The following is a 21,959-nucleotide window of genomic DNA, read 5'->3' as shown; positions in this document are numbered from 1 at the left end:
GTTATTTCCGCCTATCTTTTTCACTGAATCTTGAGGTAGTTTTTTTATTGTCCAAGAGTAGTGGGGGGATTTTTTTGTCTATTTTATGAACAAAATGTTTGTACTTCTGCTTATTTAGTTCTACAATGGATATGGATGCTATTTTCTATATAAAGTGAAACTTCTAGCGGTGGCAAGGGAGTTCATCCCTCACTGCTCGTTAGCACGGGATAAATTGTTGTCATTGTTGTTTGGATGATACTGGGGTGATACAACTGGAGTACAAATCTATTAAGCCGAAAAAAATTTACGAAGAAGTATCGGAAGCCATTTTAGCAATGATTAAAAATGGTACTTTAAAGCCTGGTGACAAACTTCTTCCTGTTCATCAATTGGCAGAGCAGTTTCAAGTTGGCAGATCTGCTGTGCGCGAAGCGTTAAGTGCCTTGCGAGCAATGGGCTTAATTGAGATGAAACAAGGGGAAGGCACGTATGTGAGGAATTTCGATGCATCTTCTTTAACATCGTCATTAAATACAACCTTATTAATGAAACAAGAGGATATTGTGAATTTATTGGAAGTGCGGAAAGTGCTTGAAGTAGGAGCAGTTCGTGCCGCAGCAGTAAAACGTACAGAAGAAAATTTACACAATATGCAGCATTGGTTAGATGAGATGCAAAAAAGTGTAGGAGATGAAAATGCTGGTGAAAAAGCAGACTTTCATTTCCATATGGCAATTGCAGAAGCTTCACACAACAATATTTTGTTAGAATTGATGAACCATGTTTCTGAAATGATTGCTGAAGCAATTGGTGAAACAAGACGAATTATTTTATATGGTGAACAAACAACAGCAGAAAGACTTCTAGAAGAGCATCGAAAAATTTATGAAGCAGTGTTAGCGAATGATATGGAAGCAGCGCAGCAAGCGATGCAAGATCACCTAACGAATGTGGAATGTATGGTCACAGGCATCGAGAAAACAAATTCGTAATATTGTACTTTCAAAATTTTATTTTTTTGATAAAATAGAGAAAGAATAAGTAAGCGTTTTCTGAATAGAAGAAAGAATAAAACATGAATCATTTATGTTTCGCTTCTTTCTTTTTTACCAAGTCATCTGATGACCATATGATTGTTGGCTGAATTGAAATGAGGGGGAACTATAATATGAAAGTTACATTATTTGTTACATGCTTAGTCGATATGTTTGAAACAAATGTCGGCAAAGCAACGGTTGAAATTTTAGAGCGATTAGGTTGCGAAATTGAATTTCCAGAAGCGCAAGTTTGCTGCGGACAACCGGCTTATAATAGCGGTCACGTAGAAGCGGCAAAAGAAGCAATGAAGCATATGATTCATACATTTGAAAACGCTGAGTATATCGTTACACCTTCTGGTTCTTGTGCGACAATGTTTCACGAGTATCCACACGTATTTAAAGATGATCCAGAATGGGGACCACGTGCGAAAAAAGTAGCTGAAAAAACATACGAACTGACACAATTTATTGTTGATGTGTTAAAAGTTACTGACGTTGGTGCTCGCTTGGATGGCGTAGCAACAGTTCATAAATCTTGTCATATGACACGTTTACTGGGAGTAAAAGAAGCTCCAGGCATTTTACTATCAAATGTGAAAGGTCTAGAAGTGAGAGAACTACCAAATGTACAAAATTGTTGCGGTTTTGGGGGAACGTTCTCAGTAAAAATGACACCAATTTCTGAGCAAATGGTAGATGAAAAAGTCGACAGTGTCATGGAAACAGGAGCAGATTATTTAATTGGAGCAGACTGTGGGTGTTTGTTAAACATTGGCGGGCGTATCGAGCGTTTAGGGAAAAATGTGAAAGTAATGCATATTGCTGAAGTATTGAATAGCCGCTGATGGAGGGGGAAGTAAGCTATGTCTATGAAAACTAGTGATAAAAAATTTAATGAGCGTGTTGGCGAAAATCTTCAAGATTCATTTATGCGCGGAGCAGTATCATCTGCACAAACGCGTCTATATACAAAACGTTTAGAGGCAGCTGATGAGCTAGGAAACTGGGAAGAGTGGCGTAACCTTGGTGAACAAATTCGTCAGCATACGCTAGAAAATTTAGATTATTATTTAATGAAACTGAGCGAAAATGTATCAAAACGAGGCGGCCATGTTTTCTTTGCGAAAACGAAGGAAGAAGCAGCTGAGTATATTAAACAAGTAGCTGAAAAGAAACAAGCGAAAAAAGTTGTGAAATCAAAATCAATGGTAACAGAAGAGATTGGTATGAACCATGTACTTCAAGAAATTGGCTGTGAAGTTGTTGAGAGTGACTTAGGGGAATACATTTTACAAGTAGACAATGATCCACCATCTCACATTGTTGCACCAGCACTTCATAAAAATAGAACGCAAATTCAAGGTGTGTTTAAAGAAAAATTAGGATATGAAAACTCTGATGATCCGTATGAAATGACGAAATTCGTTCGTAAAATTCTTCGTGGAAAATTTATGGATGCAGAAATTGGCGTAACAGGATGTAACTTTGCAGTTGCTAACACAGGTTCTCTTTGTTTAGTAACAAATGAAGGTAACGCAGACCTTGTGATGTCTATTCCGAAAACACAAATTGCGGTAATGGGTATGGAACGTATGGTTCCAACAATGGAAGAGCTGGATGTTCTTGTTGGTTTACTTTGCCGCAGTGCTGTTGGTCAGAAGCTAACAAGTTATGTAACAGTAGCAGGACCAATTCAAGAAGACGAAGTAGATGGACCAGAAGAGTTCCATTTAGTTGTTGTAGATAATGGCCGTTCTGAAATTTTAGGTTCTGAATTCCGTCAAGTGCTGCAATGCATTCGCTGTGCGGCATGTATCAATGTATGTCCTGTATATCGTCATGTTGGCGGTCACTCTTACGGATCCATTTATCCAGGACCAATTGGTGCGGTATTAACACCACTTTTAGGTGGATATGATGATTATAAAGAACTTCCATATGCATCTAGTTTATGCGGGGCATGTACAGAAGCTTGTCCGGTAAAAATTCCATTACATGACTTGTTATTAAAACATCGTCAAGTCATTGTGGAAAAAGAAGGACGTGCACCGCTTGCAGAAAAGCTTGCGATGAAGATGTTTAGCATGGGTGCTTCTTCTGCTGCTTTATACAAAATGGGATCTAAAATGGCGCCAGCTGCAATGAGCCCATTCACATCTGGAAACCGCATTTCTAAAGGTGTGGGACCGCTTAAAAATTGGACGGAGATTCGTGAATTCCCAGCTCCAAGCAAAGAAAGGTTCCGTGATTGGTATAAAGAGCATAAGAAAGGCGGGAATAACTAATGGCAGGAACGATTCAAAACCGTGATTCATTTTTAGAGAATATCGCAAAACAGCTTGGACGTGAGCGTAAAACAGAAGGTGTACAGCGCCCGGAATGGAAAAATAATGTGAACTGGGAAACGTTAAACGATTACTCACAAGAAGAACTATTAGAAGTATTTAAGAAACAATGTAACAACATTCATACGACTGTCATTGAAACGAATAGAGATGAATTAAGTGCAGCAATCAAGAAAGTTATCACAGAAAATGGCGGCGGGCCAATTATGTTATCTCAAGATGATCGTTTTGAAGAGTATGGATTACAAGAGCTGTTTGGAGCTGAACTTCCGAGCGAAAATGTAGAAGTAAATACTTGGGATCCCGAGAAGAAAGATGAAAACATGAAGCTAGCGGAACAAGCAAATATCGGAATTTCGTTTAGTGATTATACGTTAGCGGAATCTGGCACAATTGTAGTGCAAAGTCATAAAGGAAGAGGGCGTTCACTACACTTCTTACCAACTATTTACGTAGCTATTATTCCACGTGAAACATTAGTGCCGCGCATTACACAAGCAGTACGTGATTTAAATACACGTGTAGAAAATGGAGAAGCACCAGCTTCTTGTATTAACTTTATTACAGGACCAAGTAACTCTGCTGATATTGAAATGAACCTTGTTGTTGGTGTACATGGACCGTTAAAAGCATTTTACTTTGTTGTATAAATAGAAAAACAGGCCTAGTAAGGGCCTGTTTTTTTATAGGGAAAGGTGAATTTTTGGAAATACAGCATATTAAATTTTCTTGTTATACTAGGCCGAAAGGAGATGGTGAAATGCTATTTTATGTATATGCTTTTTTCACGGGTTTGATATTAGGTTCTTTCTATCAAGTTGTTGCCGGTCGTATTCCACTCGGCTATTCTATTTTAAAACCGCGCTCACACTGTTCCCATTGTCATCATGTATTACAAGCAAAAGAGCTGATTCCCATTTTATCATTTTGCCTACAAAAAGGAAGGTGTACACACTGTAATATAAAAATCTCACCTTTTCATCCGCTGTTTGAAGGTGTTGCAGGTATAGCGTTTCTTCTTACAGCACTTTTCATCGGCCCTAATGAGCAGCTTATTATCGCTTGGACTCTATTATCCCTTCTTTTTATTGTTACAATTACAGACCTTCTCTATATGGTAATTCCAAATCGTATTTTATTCTTTTTTGCAGTGATATTTGTAATAGAACGTTTTTTTATTCCACCTTCGTTATGGTGGGATGGATTATTAGGAGCAACAGTTATGTTTGTACTTTTATATATCATTCAAGTAATTTGTCCAGCAGGTATTGGCGGTGGGGATGTAAAACTGCTCATTTTACTTGGATTTGTAGTCGGAACAAAAACGATATTACTATCACTTTGTTTTTCTTCATTGTTTGGTATTTGCTTTTTTACTATTTCTATTGCTTTTCGGCGCATGACTTATAAAGAACCGCTCCCGTTTGCTCCGTTTATTGCACTGGGGACAGTAGGTGCATATAGTATGTATATGTAGAGGAGGGATAAGATGAATGTATATATGGATGATCAAAGACCTTGCCCAGCAGGATTTACGTTAGCAACGACAGTGGAACAGGCACTGGAGCTTACTCGGAATAATAAGGTACATACGTTATCGCTTGATTATAATATGGGATTGCGTCAGAGAAATGGATTGTATTTTATCGATGCCTTTTGTAAGGAAGGATTACATGTCGAGGAAATTTATCTTCATACAAATGATACAATAGGACAATATTATATGTTAAATCGCATACAAAAAGGAAAGGTGTCCGGAGAAATTTCTTCATCTATTCTTATTAAATGTGTTGGAAGTTACTAAAAAACATGCATTCCAATAAGGTTGGAATGCATGTTTTCGATGGTGCTCCAGTTATTCGTGCGGGACTGAAGCCCCCATACTGAAGAAAGTTTTGCATTATTTTACATGCGCTTGTAATGGAATGATTTCTTCAACTTGTGCGGAAATGATTCCACTTTCTGTAGATTCTGGTTTACTTTTTGTTTTAGTCAAATAATGATATACCATGCCGACAAACACAGATCCACCGATAATATTTCCAATTGTAACTGGAATTAAGTTATGAATTGCACCTGCAACAGAAATTGTATCAGGGTGTGGTGATACTAAAGAAAGTGCAAATAGCGATAAATTTGCGATGCTATGCTCATATCCAGATAAGAAAAAAGTAAAAACAATAAGCATCATCATAAGCATTTTTGCTGTATCTCCCTTTACTTGAGAAGGAAGGAAACATGCAAGACAAACGAGCCAGTTACATAAAATTGCTTTAAAAAATAAGTGCATTGTTGATGCGCCCATCTTTGTTCCAACAACTTCATTTAATAAGTGATTGTGACTAATCGTTTCAAAAATACCAGTCGCATAAAAGAGTGCTGCAAAAAATATTGCCCCTACTAAGTTACCGGCATAGCAAGCACCCCAGTTACGTAATGTATCACCAATTGTGGTCTCTTTTCGCAAAGTTGCAACTGTGAAATACATTGTATTTCCTGTAAATAATTCAGCACCGCCATATATAATTAAAATGAGTGCGATTCCAAAAAACATAGAAGATGCTAAATATGTGGCAGGTGAATGTGCATCATGAAAGAAATTTCCTAATTTAAAACATAGTACAATCGTAAAACCAATATAGATACCAGCAAGTACAGCACGAAGAAAATATTGCATTGGATTGTTATCTAGCATTTGTTTCTTTTTCTTTGCAAGCTGTACAACGTAATCTACTCCTTGTTCTAGCATAAGTCATTACGCTCCTTTAATACATCGTTTATAAATACTCTTGATATGAATAAAGTACACGTATTTGTTTCTACTTTCAATAAGTTTGTGCAATATTTCACAAAAAGGACATGATTTCAAAAGAAAGCGCTAACATTTTTGTTGTATAATATGGTGAATTTTCAATGTATGAGAAAAAATGTATATTTTTGAAGAAAAGAAAAAGCGCTGAAATTACAGCGCTTTTTCTTTATATTTTTTCGAATTTTGTTGTACATTTGGTGTTGTTTCTTTTGATAAGAACCAACCACTTGCACCAATTCCAAGCAATACAGTCCAAAATATAATTTTCCAAGTAGCTGATTCTGGGAATTCATGTGGAATCACACCTAATGCAGGGTGAGCCAACGTATGAACTGCTAATTTCACACCAACCCAGCCTACAATCGTGAATGCAGCAGTTTCCAACCCAGGTTTACGTTTCAGTAAGTTTACGAAAGCAGATGCGGCAAAGCGCATAATGATTAATCCAATCATACCACCTGCGAAAATAACGAAAAACTGTGCTGTATCGAGGCTACCAATCGTACCAAGATTTGTTTTCGGTAATGTCACAGCTAATGCAACAGCCGCTAAAATAGAGTCAATAGCAAAGGCGATATCAGCAACCTCTACTTTAAATACAGTCCACCAAAAGTTTTCTTGTTTTTTCTCTGTCTCGTTTTCCTTTGTTTCTTCGTGCGTTACATTCTTTTTTACATAAGTTTTTACAAGATGGTTACCAGCAATAAACATTAAATAGATGGCGCCGATCGCTTGTACTTGCCATACATCGACAAGAAATGAAATTATAAACAGCGATCCAAAGCGAAATACAAAGGCTCCTGCAAGCCCATAAAATAAGGCTTTTTTACGCTTTTCTTCCGGTAAATGTTTTACCATAATAGCAAGAACAAGCGCGTTATCTGCTGCTAAAATTCCCTCTAAAACGATTAAAATAAGTAATACCCAGCCATACTCCAATAATAAAGATAAATCCATTTCCATTCTCCTCTCGTTTGTATATGTGCTAAACAAAAGAAGAAAATTCCCCATTGTTTAGCTTTCCCCAAATAAGCTCTATCAACGGAGAAGAAATTTAGACAAGAATGCAAAAAAGACCTCTGCCGTTGATAGGCAAAGGTCTTGCTAGACATATGTAATAAGATATGCCAACAAAGCCGGAGGAATATAATTCCACGTAATGACGACTTTGTTTCAGAGAATATTTTCTCTGACGCTACTCCCCTTTGGAAATATGCTGTTACTTATAATATATGAGAACTGTTAATGTTTGTCAACCATTAAAAAATGTTTGCTCGCATATTTAACATGTATATTTTTTCTGCATGCAAAAGAAGAGACTACTAACAAGGAAAAAGATTATATGTTGTACAGATTAGAAAAGAAAAGAGACAGAGGGCATCTGTCTCAAATCCATTATCTATTTGATTAATTATCCACGTAATTGTTGTTGTGCAAGAGAAACAAGACGTTTTGTTACTTCACCGCCAACAGATCCGTTAGAACGAGAAGCTGTGTCAGAACCTAAACTTACGCCAAATTCTTGAGCGATTTCATACTTGAATTGCTCAAGTGCTTGTTCAGCACCAGGAACAAGTAGTTTATTTGTTTTCGCCATATTAGATGTACCCCTTTTTTTATTTTCAGCTTATGGTAGCTGATAATGTTATTGTATGTGTTCTGTTTTCACTCATACGCGGAAGTAATCGGTCATACTAACAGTTATTGGATGAAATGAAAAAAAGAGTAGCAGTGCTACTCTTTTTTCAGGACAGTTGCTGTACCTTCAACAACAACTTTATCGTATTGATTATATACATTTGTTTGTAACGTGATGATTCTTTTGTCATCGCGTTTTTCAATTACTTCAGCGACAACACGTAGCGTATCTCCAATTTTTACAGGAGCACGGAATGCCATATTTTGAGATAAATAAATGGTATTTTTCCCTGGAAGCTTTGTTCCAAGTATTGTTGAAATAAAGCTAGATACAAGCATACCATGAGCGATGCGTTCTTTAAACATCGTTGTTTTTGCAAAAGAATCAAGTAAATGAATTGGATTTACATCGCCGGTAAGTTTTGCGAAAGCAAGAATATCTTCGTCTGAAATCGTTTTTGTTAAAGAAGCCTGATCACCAATGTGAATCTCATCATAATAAAGCTCAGGGACAGATTCCGCTTCTTGAAAAAGATTCATTTCTTCCTCCTTCTTTTCCATGTTGAAAAATGGGAGCCATCCTGATGTAGTGGGAGAAAGAAAGAGACGAGTATTTTTTGCAGTAAGTTTCCACATTTTTCTTATTTCATGGAAGTAAATAGATTGTTTGAGTTTTCCTCGAACTTTTTTACGAGGTCTAGTTGCATGGATTTGAATTCTTCTAAAAAACTTTCTAATTGTTTTTGAACCTCTTGACGTTGTTGTTGTTGTTGGCTAATTAATTGTTTCACTGCTTCTTCGAATTGCTCACTTGTTTGTGAAAGTAAAGATAAAGATGCTTTTGTTGGAGACACAGTAAGTTGTTGCATATGGTTAGAAAGTTCATTCCATTTTTCTTGCCAGCCATCAATTTGTTCATTAAAGGAATGCCCAGCAAATTGTTTTACATATTCGGTATATTGCGCGTTTGCTTGTGCTGAAAATTGATGAATTTCTTTTTCGATTTCTTCTGTACTTTCTGTTAATTTATGCAAAGCTTCCTGCTGATGTTTCAACGTTTCTAATGTAAGCTGTTCCATTTGTTTTCCCGCTGAAGAAAAAAGAGAAAGAGAGTGTGACCAATTTTTCCAGAATGCATCAACAAGTTCGTGTGGTTTCGTTTCCATGACTTGACCTCCAAATAAATTTTTTACTTATTGTGAACGCAGGTTAATCTGCTGTGTCACCAAAAGAGGACGAAGATTTCTCATCCTTTGTTGGAACAGTGGAAAATGGAAAGAATGCATTTGTGTACAGGTTAAAAAACGTACGAAGCATTTTTTGATATTGTTCAAATGAAGTAGCGCAAGATGATAAATATTCCTCTCCATATTCCGTTAAAGAATAAATCCGTTTTGCTGGACCTCCTTCACTGGTATCCCAAGTAGAAGATATGAGGTTTTCTTTTTCTAGTTTGCGTAAAGTCCTATATACATTGCCTTGATCAATAGAAGAAAAGCCAATATCCATTAGCATTTGAATGAGTTTGTAACCGTGAAGACTCCAGTCTTTAAGACAGAGAAGTAAGAATGGAACTAAGAAGTTTTTTGGCATGGAGTTTGGTTGTTTCGTTTGGATTGGATCCAAACTTTCTTTTTTTTCTGGTTCATTTTGTAGCATGATTGTGCATCACCTCATGAATCAGTTAGATGGAATTTTTTTCTTATATGTGCAATTTACACCTATCTGTATTTTTTGTCAATGTATTTTTGGAAAATAAAAAATTAAATACACACTTGAACTTTTAGTCGGAATATTAGAAAATAATGAATAGATTGAATTGTTTCAATAACTAAATAAGGGAGTGTAGGAGAAGTGATTGAACAAAAACTCGATCCATTACAAGCTTGGAAAGAAGTTTACGAACAGACAGAAAAGTTTTGGGGAAAAACGCTCAATGAAACGGTCCAGACAGAAGAATATTCTGCGTGGATGGGAAGCGTTCTAGATTTGAATTTGTTTTATCAAAAGATGATGAATGATGCAACGAAGGGATATTTAGAGAAAGTGAATATCCCAACGCAAGAAGATATTGCCAGAGTTGCTTCTCTTGTTATCAATTTAGAAAACAAAGTTGATAATATCGAAGAGTTTTTGGATGAAAAGATAGAGTCTCTTGGACAATCTCCTACAATAAAGCGTGATGTAACAAAAGTGAAACAAGATATTCATACACTAGAAAATAAATTAGATAAAATTTTGGAACTGTTAGAAAAACAAAATAAAGTATTAGAAAAATTACAGGTACCAGCAGTACAAGCAGTACAAGCGAAAAATGATAATAAAAAATAATTTCGTTAAATATATACTCGTTCAGAAAGAGGAAGGGAGAACCTCTTTCTAGCGCGGTATATCATTTATAAATGTGTCTATTCATTGCGGTGGACGTCTAGGAAAAGTTCATCTATCATGAGGCCGCGAATTATAACAAAGGGGGAGCAAAAATGGCTCAATTACATGGAAAAGTAGCAATCGTAACAGGTGGAGCAAAGGGAATTGGAAAAGCAATTACAGTAGCACTAGCAGAAGAAGGTGCAAAAGTAGTGATTAACTACAATAGCAGTAAAGATGCTGCTGAGAACCTTGTGAATGAGCTAGCAAAAGAAGGCCATGATGTATATGCTTGTCAAGCGGATGTTTCTAAATTAGAGGATGCAAAGCGTCTTGTAGAAGAAACAGTACAGCATTTTGGAAAAGTAGACATTTTAGTTAACAATGCTGGTATTACGAGAGATCGTACATTTAAAAAGTTAAACCGTGAAGATTGGGATCGCGTTATCGATGTGAATTTAAGCAGCGTATTCAATACAACAAGTGCTGCACTTCCATACATAACAGAAGCTGAAGAAGGACGAATTATTAGTATTTCTTCTATTATTGGACAAGCTGGTGGATTTGGGCAGACGAACTATTCAGCTGCAAAAGCTGGTATGATTGGGTTTACAAAATCTTTAGCGTTAGAGTATGCAAGAACGAATGTAACAGTAAATGCAATTTGCCCAGGGTTTATCGATACGGAAATGGTAGCAGAAGTTCCGGAAAACGTTCGTGAGCAAATCGTAGCGAAAATTCCGAAGAAACGTTTCGGTCAAGCAGATGAAATTGCAAAAGGTGTTGTATATTTATGCCGCGATGGTGCGTACATTACAGGACAGCAATTAAATATTAACGGCGGTTTATATATGTAATCTAACAACAAAGAAGTGCATGTCTATGATAGGTATGCACTTCTTTCTTTCTAAAAGAAATGAAAATAAAGGAGTTGTAAAAATGACAACATTAAGAACGGAATGGGAAAAACAATTAGAGTTATATCCAGAGGAATATCAAAAAGCATATAAACGCTTTAGACGAGCAAGTGAAGTGTTACTTCGTGAACCAGAGCCGCAAGTAGGCTTAACACCGAAAGAGGTTATTTGGACGAAAAACAAAACGAAGTTATATCGTTACATTCCAAAACAAGAAAAAACACATTCTGTTCCTATTTTGTTAATTTATGCTCTTATTAATAAGCCGTATATTATGGATTTAACGCCAGGGAATAGTTTAGTGGAATACTTAGTAGACCGTGGCTTTGATGTGTATATGCTAGATTGGGGAACATTTGGTTTAGAAGATAGTCATTTGAAATTTGATGATTTTGTTCTTGATTACATTGCAAAAGCTGTGAAAAAAGTATTGCGTACAGCAAATGCGGAAGAAATTTCTCTTCTTGGTTATTGCATGGGTGGAACTTTAACTTCTATTTATGCTGCGCTTCATCCGCATATGCCAATTCGTAATTTAATTTTCATGACGAGCCCATTTGACTTTTCTGATACAGGTTTATACGGACCATTATTAGATGAAAAATATTTTAATTTAGATAAAGCAGTTGATACATTTGGAAATATCCCTCCAGAAATGATTGACTTTGGAAATAAAATGTTGAAACCACTTTCGAATTTTGTAGGTCCGTACGTAGCGCTCCTTGATCGCTCAGAAAACGAACGGTTTGTAGAAAGTTGGAGATTAGTTCAAAAATGGGTTGCGGATGGAATTCCGTTTCCAGGAGAAGCATATCGTCAATGGATTCGTGAGTTCTACCAAAAGAATAAGTTAGTAAAAGGGGAACTTATCATTCGCGGCCAACAAGTGAAATTAGAAAATATTAAAGCAAATGTATTGAATATCTCTGCTCAACGTGATCATATTGCACTTCCATGTCAAGTGGAAGCATTGTTAGATCATATTTCTAGTATTGATAAGCAATATGTGTGTATCCCGACAGGGCATATGTCAATTGTATACGGAGGAACAGCAGTAAAACAAACATATCCGACAATTGGTAATTGGCTTGAAGAGCGTTCAAAGTAAAGCGAAACTGCTATTAGTGGGTGATTTTTCCCACTAATAGTTAGTTGAGTACGGGTAATTTTGCATTGAGAGAAGTGGAAAATCGCACTGCTAAAGCATGATAGTATAATCCGGCTAGTGAAAACTAGCTGGATTTTTTTATGGAAAATAACGAAAAATAATGGGATAAAGAAAGATAAATTTATTTTAGGAGAGATTTGATGGAACTGCTACTTGGAAAATTGTTTTGGGATGAAGGGATTTCTATACCTTGTTATGAAAATTTGGAAAATGATATGATATGTGATGTGCTTATTATTGGAAGTGGTCAAGGGGGTGCTCAACTTGCATATATGTTATCAGCAATTGGACTACATGTGGCAGTTGTAGATAAAGGAAAAGTTGCAAGGGGAAGTACGCTTGCGAATACGGGGTTGTTACAATACACTCAAGATAAATCATTAACTTCGTTTGTGCATACATTTGGTGAAGAAAAAGGAGTTCGAGCATATCGTTTATGTTATGATGCGCTGGATACTTTGGAGCAAGTAGTAACAAAACTCGATATAGATCCTGAATTTATTCGTAGAGGAAGCTTATATTATGCAAGTGATAAAGATGATGTTTCATTTCTAAGAAAAGAGTATGAAACCTTAAGATATTATGATTTTCCTGTTGAGTTTTTTACAGAAGAAGATATAACGAAACGTTATTCATTTACAAAACCAGCTGCTTTATACACAAGAGGAGATGCGGAAGTGAATCCGTATGTGTTAACACATGCTCTTATTCATACAGCGCAAAAGAATGGAACGGGTATTTTTGAAGATACGGAGATTATTCATATTAAATCTGTTCATAAAGATACAATCTGTTATACTAAAAATGGAAAGAAAATTATATCTAAAGCTGTTATTATAGCTACAGGATACGAAACGCAACAGATAAAAAAAGAAGCAAATGCAACTTTGGCAACTTCTTATGCAATTGTAACAAACGAACAACCAAATTTTGAGGGATGGTACGAGCAGTCGTTAATTTGGGAAACTGCGCGTCCGTATTTATATTGCCGCACGTATAAGAATCGAATTATAATCGGTGGCCTAGATGAACCGAGTATGTTACAAAAATATGGTGACACTCATCTACTACATAAAAGAAATCTTCTTGTTCAAATAACATCAAAATTATTTCCACAGTTGAAACACATACAAGCAGAATATTATTGGGCAGCAATATTTGGCGGAACGCATGATGGAATGCCCATTCTGAAAGAGGATGAATCGATTGCAAACCTCTATTATGCATTAAGTTATGGAGGGAATGGTACCGTTTATAGTATGGTATTTGCAAAAATATTTCAGGAATTATTTGCACATGGCAGTAGTTCAGATTTTGAAGTATTTCGTCGTAAAAAAAGTTAAAGAAGTGATGGAATGAAAGATATTAGGAAATGGTTACAACATTTAAGACCCGTACAGCTTATCGTTTTATTTTATGGTATTGCTGTTATTGTGTCTGTTATATTATTAAGCATGCCATTTGTTATAAAACCAGGAGTTGAGTGGACATTTATTGATGCTTTATTTATATCTGTTAGTGCAGTAAGTGTAACCGGTTTATCTGTTGTATCGATTCCAGATACATTTACTACAGCAGGCATTGTTATATTAGCGCTTATTTTACAATTAGGTGGACTAGGCATTATGGCGCTTGGTACATTTGTTTGGATGATTACAGGAAAGAAAATAGGCCTGCAGCAGCGGCGTTTAATTATGGCAGACCAAAATCAAAGGAATTTAGCAGGTCTTGTTCATTTAATGCGCTCAATTTTAATATTAATCGTTTCGATTGAAGTAATTGGCGCAATTTTATTGGGAACAAGATTTTTACATTATTTCCCTAATTGGAAGGAAGCATATTTCCATGGCTTTTTTGCAGCTGTTAGTGCTACAACGAATGGCGGATTTGATTTGACGGGGGAATCGCTTGTACCGTACCAAAAAGATTATATCGTACAAATAATTCATATGCTTCTTATTATTTTAGGCGCAATTGGTTTTCCAGTATTGATTGAAGTGAAACAATATATAGGTAAAAAGAAGCATGAATTATTTCGATTTTCCTTGTTTACAAAGCTCACAACGACAACATTTTTTGCTTTGGTGGTTGTTGGAACAATTGTTATTTTTTTATTAGAGTGGAATCATTTTTTACATGGGAAATCATGGGATGAAATGTTGTTTTATACACTATTTCAATCTGTTACAACAAGAAGTGGCGGCTTAGCAACGATGGATATTCAAGAATTTTCGCCCCCAACACTTTTCTTTATGAGTATATTAATGTTTATCGGTGCTTCCCCAAGCTCTGTCGGTGGTGGTATTCGTACAACAACATTTGCAGTTAGTATTCTCGTATTGTATACCTTTGCAAAAGGCGGTAGAAGTGTACGGGTATTTGGGAGACAACTACATGAAGAGGATATTATAAAAGCATTTGTTGTTACGTTGATGGGTGCTTTACTATGTGCCGTAGCACTATTTGTATTATGTATAACGGAACCATTTCCATTAATGAATCTGGTTGTAGAAGTATGTTCAGCATTTGGAACAGTTGGTTTATCGACTGGAATAACACCGGAACTCACAACAGTTGGAAAAATTGTATTAATTGCACTTATGTTCATTGGGCGGATTGGTATTTTAACGTTCATACTTGTGATTGGCGGAAAAGAGAGACCACTTCGATATAAGTATCCAAAAGAACGGATTATTGTTGGATAAGAAAAAGGATTGTATTTTATAAAATACAATCCTTTTTCTACTTTAATCGTTAATGCCAAACTGCGGATGCATAAAAGTGTCTTCTGAATCACTATTGTTCCTTTGTAGTAATTCCTGATTTTCTTCAGAAATCCAGCCGATATCATTTGTTGGATGTATCCATTGATCTCCGGACATAATAGCAGGATCAATATCATCGCTCCAATAGTTCAGAGGGCTATTTTCTGAATTATATAGGCTATCACCAATAATTACGCCATACTCATTGGTGAATGGTGGTTGCATCGTGATGTCAGTTCCTTTAAAAGAAGGAAAATTCATTTGATGCGGAATTGTTTCATCAAGAATCGGAGAGTCGATCGGTTGGTTTCTCTTCACATTTACCGCCCCTTGTTTATGAAAGTGAAAGGCATATATACCTTCCTAATTTATAGCATTTCCTCACATTGCATATTCGCAACTTGTTAACAGTTACCATCTATAGGGTAGGGTTTCAATGTCCATATTAGTACTACAAGCATTGATTTTATATAAAGAATGAAGGAGTGTTTCGTATGGTAAAACGAAAGGTGAGTCGTAATGCAGCTGCAAAGAACAATCAAACTCCAAAAGAAAGCTTGCCGGATGCGGAATTTGCAGTAGAGTACGAAAATGAAAATGTTGCAAAATATGCAAATCGCAACTCAAAAAAAGGCAAGAAAAATTGAGACGTTTTTTATAAACGTCTCTTTTTTTTGTGGGATTTTTTATAGATTTTTTAATTGTTTGTAAATTCATTGTTATGTTGTAGGCGAAAAAGAGGGAGAAAACATAGAAGTAGCAACGTATTACACAAAAATAAACATTAAACAAAAGATTAATCTTTGTTTAATGTGGTTTTTACACTTTACGTTTATATTGAAATTATACATATGAAAACAATAGAAGAGAAATATGAATTTGTATAACTGGAGGTGAAGTCATGTCTGTTGTCGGAGAAGAGCGTAAGCGGATCATTATTGAACAAGTAGAGTTAAGAGGAAAAGTAAAGGTGTCAGAGCTTGCAAAAGAATTTTCGGTATCAACAGAGACAATTCGCAGACATTTAGGAGACCTAGATCGCGAGAAGAAATTGAAGAAAGTATACGGGGGAGCAGTTGGATTACCAGGGACTAAAATAGATCCTCCAATGCTAGAAAGAGAAATGTTATGTTTAGAAGAAAAAAAACGTATCGGTTATAAAGCAGCAACTTTTGTAGAGGATGGTGATGTCATTGTTATTGATGATGGTAGTACACCACTCCAAATGGTACCATATCTTATTTACCGAAAAAATTTGACTGTTATTACAAGCTCTTTTCCTGTTGCAACGCAATTAATTTCTTTTATTAATAAGAAAATGATTGATGGTCAAGTGTTGTTTATTGGTGGAAAAGTGGCTCCAAAGCATTGCCGAGTATCAGGTTCTATTTCTCAGCAAGTCATTCAGCAGTTTCACTTTGACAAAGCATTCATTTCAATTGATGGACTTTTGCCTAATTTCGGAGTTTCAGGTTTTGAATTGGAGAAAGCGAAGTTATCAGAATCTATGATTCGACAGGCAAAGGAGACATTTATTTTATGTGATCATACGAAGCTGGGGGTAAGAGGAAATTATCGTATTTCTGGATTTTTAGATATACATCATATTGTTTGTGATAAAAGCATGCCACATAGCTTTGAAGAAGAAATAAAGAGAGCGGGTATTCAGTGGACTGTTAGTTAGAATAACAGGTGCTTTCGATATGAATGAAAGCACCTGTTTTTATCCCGCTATTCGCGGGCAGTAAGATCCCGATTGGTGAGAGTTTTCCATCAGTGGGGATGAAGAATCCCCCACTGATGGAAGTTTCACTTTATAAAGTTATGCTAGTTTTGTTAATCGGCTTATATTTGTTGCATATAATTCACATTGTGTCGTTTTTGGATTGTAGTATGCAACAAGGATAGAAGGATTCGGAATAATTTCACCATTTTGTATGTAATGATGGTAGTGAAAAGATAGGTGCTCTACAACCGTATGTTTGTACAAGTCTTTTTCTGTCAATTGAAGAGCAGCAAATTCGCTTCCTAGTATGTTAGGATGTTCTAGAATCATTTTGTAGTAGGAATTTACTTCTTCCTTTTTCCTTTGTTCCGTTAACCATGATTTACGAGGACGATATTTATGATTTTGCAAATAATCAATTGTTAATAAGGCTTTAATCGTATGAAGTTGTATAGTTTTTTTTGATTGTAAAAATTGATACAGACGTTGGAATAAATCGTCTAGTTGGTGTCCAATTCGGCTCCATTTTTGTGTATCCCAATAAGATCCAAATTCTTGAAAGAAGTCAAAAGGTGTGTCAAATACATAAGACACGATATATGAAACAGTGTTGTCCAGACGATGGGCATTCCAATATTTTTCTAATACATCTTCAACCTGTTTAATTCGAATAATATCCTCAAATGATAGTACATTATTTCCAAGCATTTCGTATGGTGCCTGATCCATGTATATATATTGATGATCATTTGCTCGAATTCGAAGACCCGTACCACGCAGCAATTTTAAAAAGCCTAGTTGTAATTCTTCCGGTCCTAAAGCAAAAACATCATTAAATGTTTTTCTGAAGGAATGATAGTCTTCTTCGGGGAGCCCGGCAATTAAATCTAAATGTTGTGCGATTTTTTGTCCATCACGAACCATTGTAACTGTTCTCGTTAATTTTTCGAAATTTTGACGTCGTTTTACAAGGTCGTTTGTTTGCTCATTTGTAGATTGTACACCAATTTCAAATCGGAACAAACCAGGAGGAGCATGTGTATTTAAAAATTCAATGACCTCGGGCCTCATAATATCGGCTGTAATTTCAAATTGAAACACGGTTCCAGGTACGTGTTCATCAATTAAAAATTGAAACATCTCCATGGCATAGCTGCGGCTAATGTTAAAAGTGCGATCGACGAATTTAATAATACGGGCACCATTCTTCATTAAATAGCGAATATCCTCTTTAATACGTTCACGATCGAAGTAACGAACTCCAACCTCAATAGAAGATAAACAAAATTGACAGCTAAACGGACAACCGCGGCTCGTTTCGATATAGGTGATGCGTTTACTTAAATGTGGAATATCTTCTGGGAAACGATATGGAGATGGTAATTCTTTTAAATCTAGTTTCTCACGTTGCGGTTTTATTGCATGGGTACCATCAGCTTTTATAAATCCAATACCGTCAAGATTCTCAAATTGCTGTGTACCTTGTATTTCAAATAAAAGATTTTTTACAGCAGCTTCTCCTTCGCCAATAATGATAAAATCGATTTCAGGAACACGTTTTAGCCAATACGGCACATCGTATGTAACTTCTGGGCCGCCGACAAAAATGATAAGGTTTGGATTAATTTTCTTTAGCATTTGAATGACTTCAATTGTTTCTTCAATGTTCCAAATGTAACAGCTAAATCCTATTACATCGGGTTTGCGCCGATACAAATCAGTAACAATATTCATGGCAGGATCGTTAATCGTATATTCAGCCATCTCTAAATCAAATTCAGGCTGAGCATATGCTTTAATATAACGAATTGCTAAATTTGTATGAATGTACTTTGCGTTTAATGTACTAATAACAATGTTCATATTTTTCGCCTCAACTTTAACGTATTTCCGCAAGAAATCCCATCTTCGAGCGCGTGATGGGCAATAGCCCAGCGGTAAGGGATGAATTTCGGTTAGACACAGTCTAAAGCAAGTCATGGCAAATACATGCATGTTTTGCCCTTCCGCATAAGGATGTAGTTTTCCTTTGCCAATGTTTGTAGATGCCCCCACCTTTTCATGCAAGAAGACAAGTTAGTGTTTAAGTAGTAGGGAGTTGACTTTAGAGTTATATTGTTTAGTATAGGCAGATATATGGAAAAAAACAACATTTGTAAGATATGGACTTTGCATAAAAAAAGGACACATTTTTTCATGAGCATCATATAATTTACCAATAGAAAAAAAGTTGGTCAGGGGAAAGAAGGGGAAGAGGTGAGTGGAAGAATGCGTGAGAAGGTAATTATATATGCACATATACTACAAAAACTAGGCATTATTAATGAACAAGAGAAGAATGCTATGCTACAAATTATGATGAACAAAAGAGCCTTATAATAGGGCTCTTTTCATTTTGATAAAGTTTATAGAACATGGCAAAAGCATATTGACAAAAAGGAGTTCTCGTGTGATAATTCAATTAAATTTTGCGAATTATCAAAAAATATCGCCTTTTACATAGAAATAGAAGATAACAATACGGGGGTGACGATATGTTATTATTTTTAAAGAAATGGAAAGAATTACGGGATATTAAGATGGAATTGGCTCTTCGCGATTGGTTTTATGGGACAAAAATTAGCTTATCAATGTGTACGTCTAAAGATCCGCTTACGTTTTTAGTTAATATAGAAGGAAAAGATAAAGGGTTATTTGCGGAGGATGATTTTATTGTAGTCAATAGTACGTGTGAATCAGTATTTGCGATTGATGAGAAACCAGCTTCGGAATCATTTATGCATGCAGATATTTATAAAAAAAGTCAGGCAGAATGCATTTTACAAGTACAAACAGTTGATAGTCATTTAATGTCTGAGTTATATGGAAAAGAAGGCGAAGTAACATTTGAACAAAGAAATGTAGAACGTGTTTTTGGTAAGGAGGGCATTACAGGTATTACAATTCCAATTGTAGAAAATGAAAGTAAATTTGCGAATTTGCTAGAAGAGAGTGTGCCTTGCTTTACCGAGGGTGGGGGAGCTGTGCTTGTTCATAATTACGGATTATTTGTATGGGGAACAACGCCAGAAGAAACGAAAAAATGGTTAGAAGGATTAGAGTACTTAATGAATTACCATGTAAAACTGTTAATGATTAAAGGAACAAAAAGCTCAGTTATTTAATTGAAAGTTTTCTTTAGGTAGAAATGCCTAAAGAGAAGTGTGATAAGGTACAAAGTAACCTTAAAAATGAAAGCGTTTTTATAAGTGAATTTTTACTCATAAAATATGGCTCTCCTTATTATATATAGATTACATGTCGTCATGTGGGGAGGAACGTATTTTGCGAGTTAAATATCATTTTCTTCCAAAGCAACAAGTTGTGACTTGCTCGGAGAGTGAAGATGTGGAGCGGGCATTAGAGATAATGAATCGTAGCGGATACAGAGCGATTCCTGTTTTAACAGAGGATAGTAAGACTTTTAAGGGTATTATTTATAAAGTGGATACGCTAGAGAATAAATGCAGGGAGAAAGAAGAAAAGAAAGAAAGTGTTTCTGAACTAATAGAAAATGAGCAAGCATTTATTTTTGAACGGGATTCTTTTTTTCGTGCTTTTTATACAATTCGTAGACTGCCATTTCTAGCTGTACTAAATGATTACCATGAGTTTGTTGGTATTTTAACACATTCTAATATTTTTGATGTGATTGAAGACTCATTTGGAATGAATACAGGTGGGTATATATTGACGATAGCGAAGCATGAATCTAAAGGAATTATTAAAGAGCTTGGCACATTATTAAAGTCTTATAATATCGGTGGCTTATTTACGTTAGATAATGGTGATAAATATATAAGGCGTGTTATTGTTAATCTTACAGAAGATTTGAACGAAAAAGAGCTAGAAATATTAGTGGCGAGATTAGAGAAAAAAGGTTTTCGAGTCAGCCACGTAGACCGTATTTAGAAATAGAGAGAGGCAGAAGCCTCTCTCTATTTTTGTGAAGAAACAGGTGGTATTGGTGATACAAGGTCAGATAAGAAGATGAAATCAGCCTTTTCTTGAATTTTTGGAATATAAGACCGGATGACGGAAGAGGTAATTTCACCCGGTGGCCCAACATGACCAATAGCTACCATAACAGGTTCTTTTTCTATTTTCTTCAAGAGAGAATTTGCTTGTTTTGTTACGTGAGAAGAAGTATATACATCATCAAAAAATAGTTTATTTTCTACAGTAGGTACACCAATTTCTTCAGCAATTTTTTTTACAACGCTTTTTGGACTTGTTTTACTATCTAAATAAAAGAGACCATGTTCTTTACAAACTGATAGTATAATACGCATCACTCTTTCATCAGCAGTTGCTTTTGAACCCATGTGATTATTCATTCCAATTGCAAAGGGAACTTCTTCAATTGCTTGTTTGACACGACTTCTAATTTCATCATCACTTAAGTCAGTTGTAATAGCTTTTGGACCAAGCCACTCCTTTTTTCCTTTTACAGGCTCCATTGGCATATGTATAATAATTTCGTGTCCTTTTTGATGAGCTGATGTTGCATCTTGTTTTGTAGATGGAAGAAAGGGCATAACTGCAACAGTTAACGGGATAGGAAGAGATAACATTTTTTCTGTTCCCTTCATATTATTTCCAAAGTCATCAATGACAATCGCTACTTTATTTGTATGAGCGTAGGTCGGTATAGAAAAAGTTATGATTGGCAGTAGTGCCGTAAGTAAAAAGATAACAATATATTTTCGCATGTAAGATTCTCCCTTCTTAATAATACAAACACTCATCACTAGACGAAAGATTGTTCATTTCCGGTTTAAATGAATCGAATAAAACTACCATTAGTAGATGGGGATCTCATCTGCTGCTGGTTTCCTCATTTATATTCTTTCATTTCTCATAATCTTGAGACGGGGTGAGTGTTTGTTAATGCGAGATAAATGATAATCTATTGTTATCGTTTACGTTTTGAAGTAATTTAACCGCACAAAATGTCGAAAATAAAATTGTGAAAAGAAGGTAAATCTACAATTAAGTAGGATTTCAAATAAAATAAAACAAAAAAAATGTCTATTATTGCGAATGTATTTACAAAGATAGAATAATTTGTAATAATTCTCAAGGTGAGGATAAAGATTTGTAAATTACAGGGAGAAAATGTTTAATTTTCTGAACATTCGCATTTGGCGGGGGAGA

Annotated in this window: 25 protein-coding genes; 16 read left to right on the top strand and 9 right to left on the bottom strand. The window is 35.6% G+C overall.

Annotated elements, in window-relative coordinates; genetic code table 11:
* Nucleotides 1–284: 284 nt before the first annotated feature.
* The 6 genes from ACFQZ1_RS07380 to ACFQZ1_RS07355 all read left to right on the top strand — a co-directional run bounded on the left by ACFQZ1_RS07380 (nucleotide 285) and on the right by ACFQZ1_RS07355 (nucleotide 5,171).
* Nucleotides 285–974: a FadR/GntR family transcriptional regulator gene (locus tag ACFQZ1_RS07380; RefSeq protein ID WP_377881503.1), complete on the top strand. Its 690-nt coding sequence runs from the start codon at nucleotides 285–287 to the stop codon at nucleotides 972–974.
* A gap of 176 nt (nucleotides 975–1,150) precedes the next feature.
* The gene (locus ACFQZ1_RS07375) at nucleotides 1,151–1,867 is read left to right on the top strand and encodes a (Fe-S)-binding protein (RefSeq protein WP_377881461.1); all 717 of its coding nucleotides are present in this window, start codon (nucleotides 1,151–1,153) and stop codon (nucleotides 1,865–1,867) included.
* 18 nt (nucleotides 1,868–1,885) lie between these two features.
* Nucleotides 1,886–3,307 carry a LutB/LldF family L-lactate oxidation iron-sulfur protein gene (locus ACFQZ1_RS07370; protein WP_377881460.1) on the top strand — a complete coding sequence of 474 codons (1,422 nt, stop codon included), beginning with the start codon at nucleotides 1,886–1,888 and terminating at the stop codon, nucleotides 3,305–3,307.
* The gene (locus ACFQZ1_RS07365) at nucleotides 3,307–4,017 is read left to right on the top strand and encodes a LutC/YkgG family protein (RefSeq protein WP_377881459.1); all 711 of its coding nucleotides are present in this window, start codon (nucleotides 3,307–3,309) and stop codon (nucleotides 4,015–4,017) included. Before ACFQZ1_RS07370 ends, ACFQZ1_RS07365 begins: the two co-directional genes overlap by 1 nt.
* A gap of 110 nt (nucleotides 4,018–4,127) precedes the next feature.
* Complete coding sequence (locus ACFQZ1_RS07360) at nucleotides 4,128–4,844, top strand: prepilin peptidase (RefSeq protein WP_377881458.1); 717 nt, start codon at nucleotides 4,128–4,130, stop codon at nucleotides 4,842–4,844.
* Nucleotides 4,845–4,856: 12 nt separating this feature from the next.
* Nucleotides 4,857–5,171 (top strand): cyclic-phosphate processing receiver domain-containing protein, encoded by a 315-nt coding sequence (locus ACFQZ1_RS07355; RefSeq protein ID WP_377881457.1) that lies wholly within the window; start codon nucleotides 4,857–4,859, stop codon nucleotides 5,169–5,171.
* A gap of 96 nt (nucleotides 5,172–5,267) precedes the next feature.
* Here ACFQZ1_RS07355 and ACFQZ1_RS07350 read toward each other — a convergent pair whose 3' ends face one another.
* The 6 genes from ACFQZ1_RS07350 to phaQ form a co-directional block, all read right to left on the bottom strand.
* Nucleotides 5,268–6,116: a formate/nitrite transporter family protein gene (locus ACFQZ1_RS07350; protein ID WP_377881456.1), complete on the bottom strand. Its 849-nt coding sequence runs from the start codon at nucleotides 6,114–6,116 to the stop codon at nucleotides 5,268–5,270.
* Between the two features lie 213 nt (nucleotides 6,117–6,329).
* The gene (locus tag ACFQZ1_RS07345) at nucleotides 6,330–7,136 is read right to left on the bottom strand and encodes a TerC family protein (protein ID WP_377881455.1); all 807 of its coding nucleotides are present in this window, start codon (nucleotides 7,134–7,136) and stop codon (nucleotides 6,330–6,332) included.
* Between the two features lie 454 nt (nucleotides 7,137–7,590).
* Nucleotides 7,591–7,776 carry an alpha/beta-type small acid-soluble spore protein gene (locus ACFQZ1_RS07340; protein ID WP_377881454.1) on the bottom strand — a complete coding sequence of 62 codons (186 nt, stop codon included), beginning with the start codon at nucleotides 7,774–7,776 and terminating at the stop codon, nucleotides 7,591–7,593.
* A 137-nt stretch (nucleotides 7,777–7,913) separates the two neighbouring features.
* Entirely contained in the window at nucleotides 7,914–8,357 is a 444-nt protein-coding gene (locus tag ACFQZ1_RS07335; protein WP_377881453.1) for a MaoC family dehydratase, read from the bottom strand.
* Nucleotides 8,358–8,458: 101 nt separating this feature from the next.
* Nucleotides 8,459–8,983 (bottom strand): polyhydroxyalkanoic acid inclusion protein PhaP, encoded by a 525-nt coding sequence (gene phaP, locus ACFQZ1_RS07330; protein WP_377881451.1) that lies wholly within the window; start codon nucleotides 8,981–8,983, stop codon nucleotides 8,459–8,461.
* Between the two features lie 43 nt (nucleotides 8,984–9,026).
* Complete coding sequence (phaQ, locus tag ACFQZ1_RS07325; protein WP_377881449.1) at nucleotides 9,027–9,476, bottom strand: poly-beta-hydroxybutyrate-responsive repressor; 450 nt, start codon at nucleotides 9,474–9,476, stop codon at nucleotides 9,027–9,029.
* Nucleotides 9,477–9,671: 195 nt separating this feature from the next.
* On the opposite strand from phaQ, the gene phaR reads away from it, so the two are divergent.
* From phaR to ACFQZ1_RS07300, 5 genes are all read left to right on the top strand, one after another.
* Nucleotides 9,672–10,148: a polyhydroxyalkanoic acid synthase subunit PhaR gene (gene phaR / locus ACFQZ1_RS07320; protein ID WP_377881448.1), complete on the top strand. Its 477-nt coding sequence runs from the start codon at nucleotides 9,672–9,674 to the stop codon at nucleotides 10,146–10,148.
* 152 nt (nucleotides 10,149–10,300) lie between these two features.
* Complete coding sequence (gene phbB / locus ACFQZ1_RS07315) at nucleotides 10,301–11,044, top strand: acetoacetyl-CoA reductase (protein ID WP_377881446.1); 744 nt, start codon at nucleotides 10,301–10,303, stop codon at nucleotides 11,042–11,044.
* 82 nt (nucleotides 11,045–11,126) lie between these two features.
* Entirely contained in the window at nucleotides 11,127–12,212 is a 1,086-nt protein-coding gene (phaC, locus tag ACFQZ1_RS07310; protein ID WP_377881445.1) for a class III poly(R)-hydroxyalkanoic acid synthase subunit PhaC, read from the top strand.
* A gap of 200 nt (nucleotides 12,213–12,412) precedes the next feature.
* The gene (locus tag ACFQZ1_RS07305) at nucleotides 12,413–13,615 is read left to right on the top strand and encodes an NAD(P)/FAD-dependent oxidoreductase (RefSeq protein WP_377881444.1); all 1,203 of its coding nucleotides are present in this window, start codon (nucleotides 12,413–12,415) and stop codon (nucleotides 13,613–13,615) included.
* 12 nt (nucleotides 13,616–13,627) lie between these two features.
* Nucleotides 13,628–14,977, top strand: a complete 1,350-nt coding sequence (locus tag ACFQZ1_RS07300; protein ID WP_377881443.1) for a TrkH family potassium uptake protein — start codon at nucleotides 13,628–13,630, stop codon at nucleotides 14,975–14,977.
* A 42-nt stretch (nucleotides 14,978–15,019) separates the two neighbouring features.
* On the opposite strand, the gene ACFQZ1_RS07295 is transcribed toward ACFQZ1_RS07300, so the two are convergent.
* The gene (locus ACFQZ1_RS07295; protein ID WP_377881442.1) at nucleotides 15,020–15,355 is read right to left on the bottom strand and encodes a DUF3905 domain-containing protein; all 336 of its coding nucleotides are present in this window, start codon (nucleotides 15,353–15,355) and stop codon (nucleotides 15,020–15,022) included.
* A 176-nt stretch (nucleotides 15,356–15,531) separates the two neighbouring features.
* Here ACFQZ1_RS07295 and ACFQZ1_RS07290 point away from each other — a divergent pair, with 176 nt between their 5' ends.
* Nucleotides 15,532–15,684 carry a hypothetical protein gene (locus ACFQZ1_RS07290; protein WP_230576014.1) on the top strand — a complete coding sequence of 51 codons (153 nt, stop codon included), beginning with the start codon at nucleotides 15,532–15,534 and terminating at the stop codon, nucleotides 15,682–15,684.
* Between the two features lie 254 nt (nucleotides 15,685–15,938).
* Nucleotides 15,939–16,721: a DeoR/GlpR family DNA-binding transcription regulator gene (locus ACFQZ1_RS07285; RefSeq protein WP_377881440.1), complete on the top strand. Its 783-nt coding sequence runs from the start codon at nucleotides 15,939–15,941 to the stop codon at nucleotides 16,719–16,721.
* 138 nt (nucleotides 16,722–16,859) lie between these two features.
* Here the strand turns inward: ACFQZ1_RS07285 and ACFQZ1_RS07280 are convergent, their stop codons facing one another.
* Complete coding sequence (locus ACFQZ1_RS07280) at nucleotides 16,860–18,626, bottom strand: B12-binding domain-containing radical SAM protein (RefSeq protein ID WP_377881439.1); 1,767 nt, start codon at nucleotides 18,624–18,626, stop codon at nucleotides 16,860–16,862.
* A 393-nt stretch (nucleotides 18,627–19,019) separates the two neighbouring features.
* Here ACFQZ1_RS07280 and ACFQZ1_RS07275 point away from each other — a divergent pair, with 393 nt between their 5' ends.
* The 3 genes from ACFQZ1_RS07275 to cbpA all read left to right on the top strand — a co-directional run bounded on the left by ACFQZ1_RS07275 (nucleotide 19,020) and on the right by cbpA (nucleotide 20,714).
* The gene (locus ACFQZ1_RS07275; RefSeq protein ID WP_377881438.1) at nucleotides 19,020–19,142 is read left to right on the top strand and encodes a hypothetical protein; all 123 of its coding nucleotides are present in this window, start codon (nucleotides 19,020–19,022) and stop codon (nucleotides 19,140–19,142) included.
* A gap of 155 nt (nucleotides 19,143–19,297) precedes the next feature.
* Entirely contained in the window at nucleotides 19,298–19,927 is a 630-nt protein-coding gene (locus tag ACFQZ1_RS07270; protein WP_377881437.1) for a class II aldolase/adducin family protein, read from the top strand.
* A gap of 160 nt (nucleotides 19,928–20,087) precedes the next feature.
* Complete coding sequence (gene cbpA, locus ACFQZ1_RS07265) at nucleotides 20,088–20,714, top strand: cyclic di-AMP binding protein CbpA (protein WP_377881436.1); 627 nt, start codon at nucleotides 20,088–20,090, stop codon at nucleotides 20,712–20,714.
* Nucleotides 20,715–20,740: 26 nt separating this feature from the next.
* On the opposite strand, the gene ACFQZ1_RS07260 is transcribed toward cbpA, so the two are convergent.
* Nucleotides 20,741–21,514: a divergent polysaccharide deacetylase family protein gene (locus ACFQZ1_RS07260; RefSeq protein WP_377881435.1), complete on the bottom strand. Its 774-nt coding sequence runs from the start codon at nucleotides 21,512–21,514 to the stop codon at nucleotides 20,741–20,743.
* Nucleotides 21,515–21,959: the final 445 nt, after the last annotated feature.

This window comes from Bacillus sp. CGMCC 1.60114 (assembly GCF_042676365.1).
Taxonomy (GTDB): Bacteria; Bacillota; Bacilli; order Bacillales; family Bacillaceae_G; genus Bacillus_A; species Bacillus_A rhizoplanae_A.
Note: the sequence above shows the minus strand (reverse complement) of the source record. Positions and strands in the feature narration are given on the sequence as shown.

Bases quoted from the DNA above. Each gene is read 5' to 3' on its own strand.
- ACFQZ1_RS07350 (WP_377881456.1), bottom strand. From the start codon at position 6,116: ATGCTAGAACAAGGAGTAGATTACGTTGTACAGCTTGCAAAGAAAAAG.
- ACFQZ1_RS07365 (WP_377881459.1), top strand. From the start codon at position 3,307: ATGGCAGGAACGATTCAAAACCGTGATTCATTTTTAGAGAATATCGCA.
- ACFQZ1_RS07290 (WP_230576014.1), top strand. From the start codon at position 15,532: ATGGTAAAACGAAAGGTGAGTCGTAATGCAGCTGCAAAGAACAATCAA.
- ACFQZ1_RS07355 (WP_377881457.1), top strand. From the start codon at position 4,857: ATGAATGTATATATGGATGATCAAAGACCTTGCCCAGCAGGATTTACG.
- ACFQZ1_RS07335 (WP_377881453.1), bottom strand. From the start codon at position 8,357: ATGAATCTTTTTCAAGAAGCGGAATCTGTCCCTGAGCTTTATTATGAT.
- ACFQZ1_RS07370 (WP_377881460.1), top strand. From the start codon at position 1,886: ATGTCTATGAAAACTAGTGATAAAAAATTTAATGAGCGTGTTGGCGAA.
- ACFQZ1_RS07280 (WP_377881439.1), bottom strand. From the start codon at position 18,626: ATGAACATTGTTATTAGTACATTAAACGCAAAGTACATTCATACAAAT.
- ACFQZ1_RS07300 (WP_377881443.1), top strand. From the start codon at position 13,628: ATGAAAGATATTAGGAAATGGTTACAACATTTAAGACCCGTACAGCTT.
- ACFQZ1_RS07360 (WP_377881458.1), top strand. From the start codon at position 4,128: ATGCTATTTTATGTATATGCTTTTTTCACGGGTTTGATATTAGGTTCT.
- phaP (WP_377881451.1), bottom strand. From the start codon at position 8,983: ATGGAAACGAAACCACACGAACTTGTTGATGCATTCTGGAAAAATTGG.
- ACFQZ1_RS07285 (WP_377881440.1), top strand. From the start codon at position 15,939: ATGTCTGTTGTCGGAGAAGAGCGTAAGCGGATCATTATTGAACAAGTA.
- phaQ (WP_377881449.1), bottom strand. From the start codon at position 9,476: ATGCTACAAAATGAACCAGAAAAAAAAGAAAGTTTGGATCCAATCCAA.
- phbB (WP_377881446.1), top strand. From the start codon at position 10,301: ATGGCTCAATTACATGGAAAAGTAGCAATCGTAACAGGTGGAGCAAAG.
- ACFQZ1_RS07345 (WP_377881455.1), bottom strand. From the start codon at position 7,136: ATGGATTTATCTTTATTATTGGAGTATGGCTGGGTATTACTTATTTTA.
- ACFQZ1_RS07375 (WP_377881461.1), top strand. From the start codon at position 1,151: ATGAAAGTTACATTATTTGTTACATGCTTAGTCGATATGTTTGAAACA.
- ACFQZ1_RS07270 (WP_377881437.1), top strand. From the start codon at position 19,298: ATGTTATTATTTTTAAAGAAATGGAAAGAATTACGGGATATTAAGATG.
- phaC (WP_377881445.1), top strand. From the start codon at position 11,127: ATGACAACATTAAGAACGGAATGGGAAAAACAATTAGAGTTATATCCA.
- ACFQZ1_RS07340 (WP_377881454.1), bottom strand. From the start codon at position 7,776: ATGGCGAAAACAAATAAACTACTTGTTCCTGGTGCTGAACAAGCACTT.
- ACFQZ1_RS07305 (WP_377881444.1), top strand. From the start codon at position 12,413: ATGGAACTGCTACTTGGAAAATTGTTTTGGGATGAAGGGATTTCTATA.
- ACFQZ1_RS07260 (WP_377881435.1), bottom strand. From the start codon at position 21,514: ATGCGAAAATATATTGTTATCTTTTTACTTACGGCACTACTGCCAATC.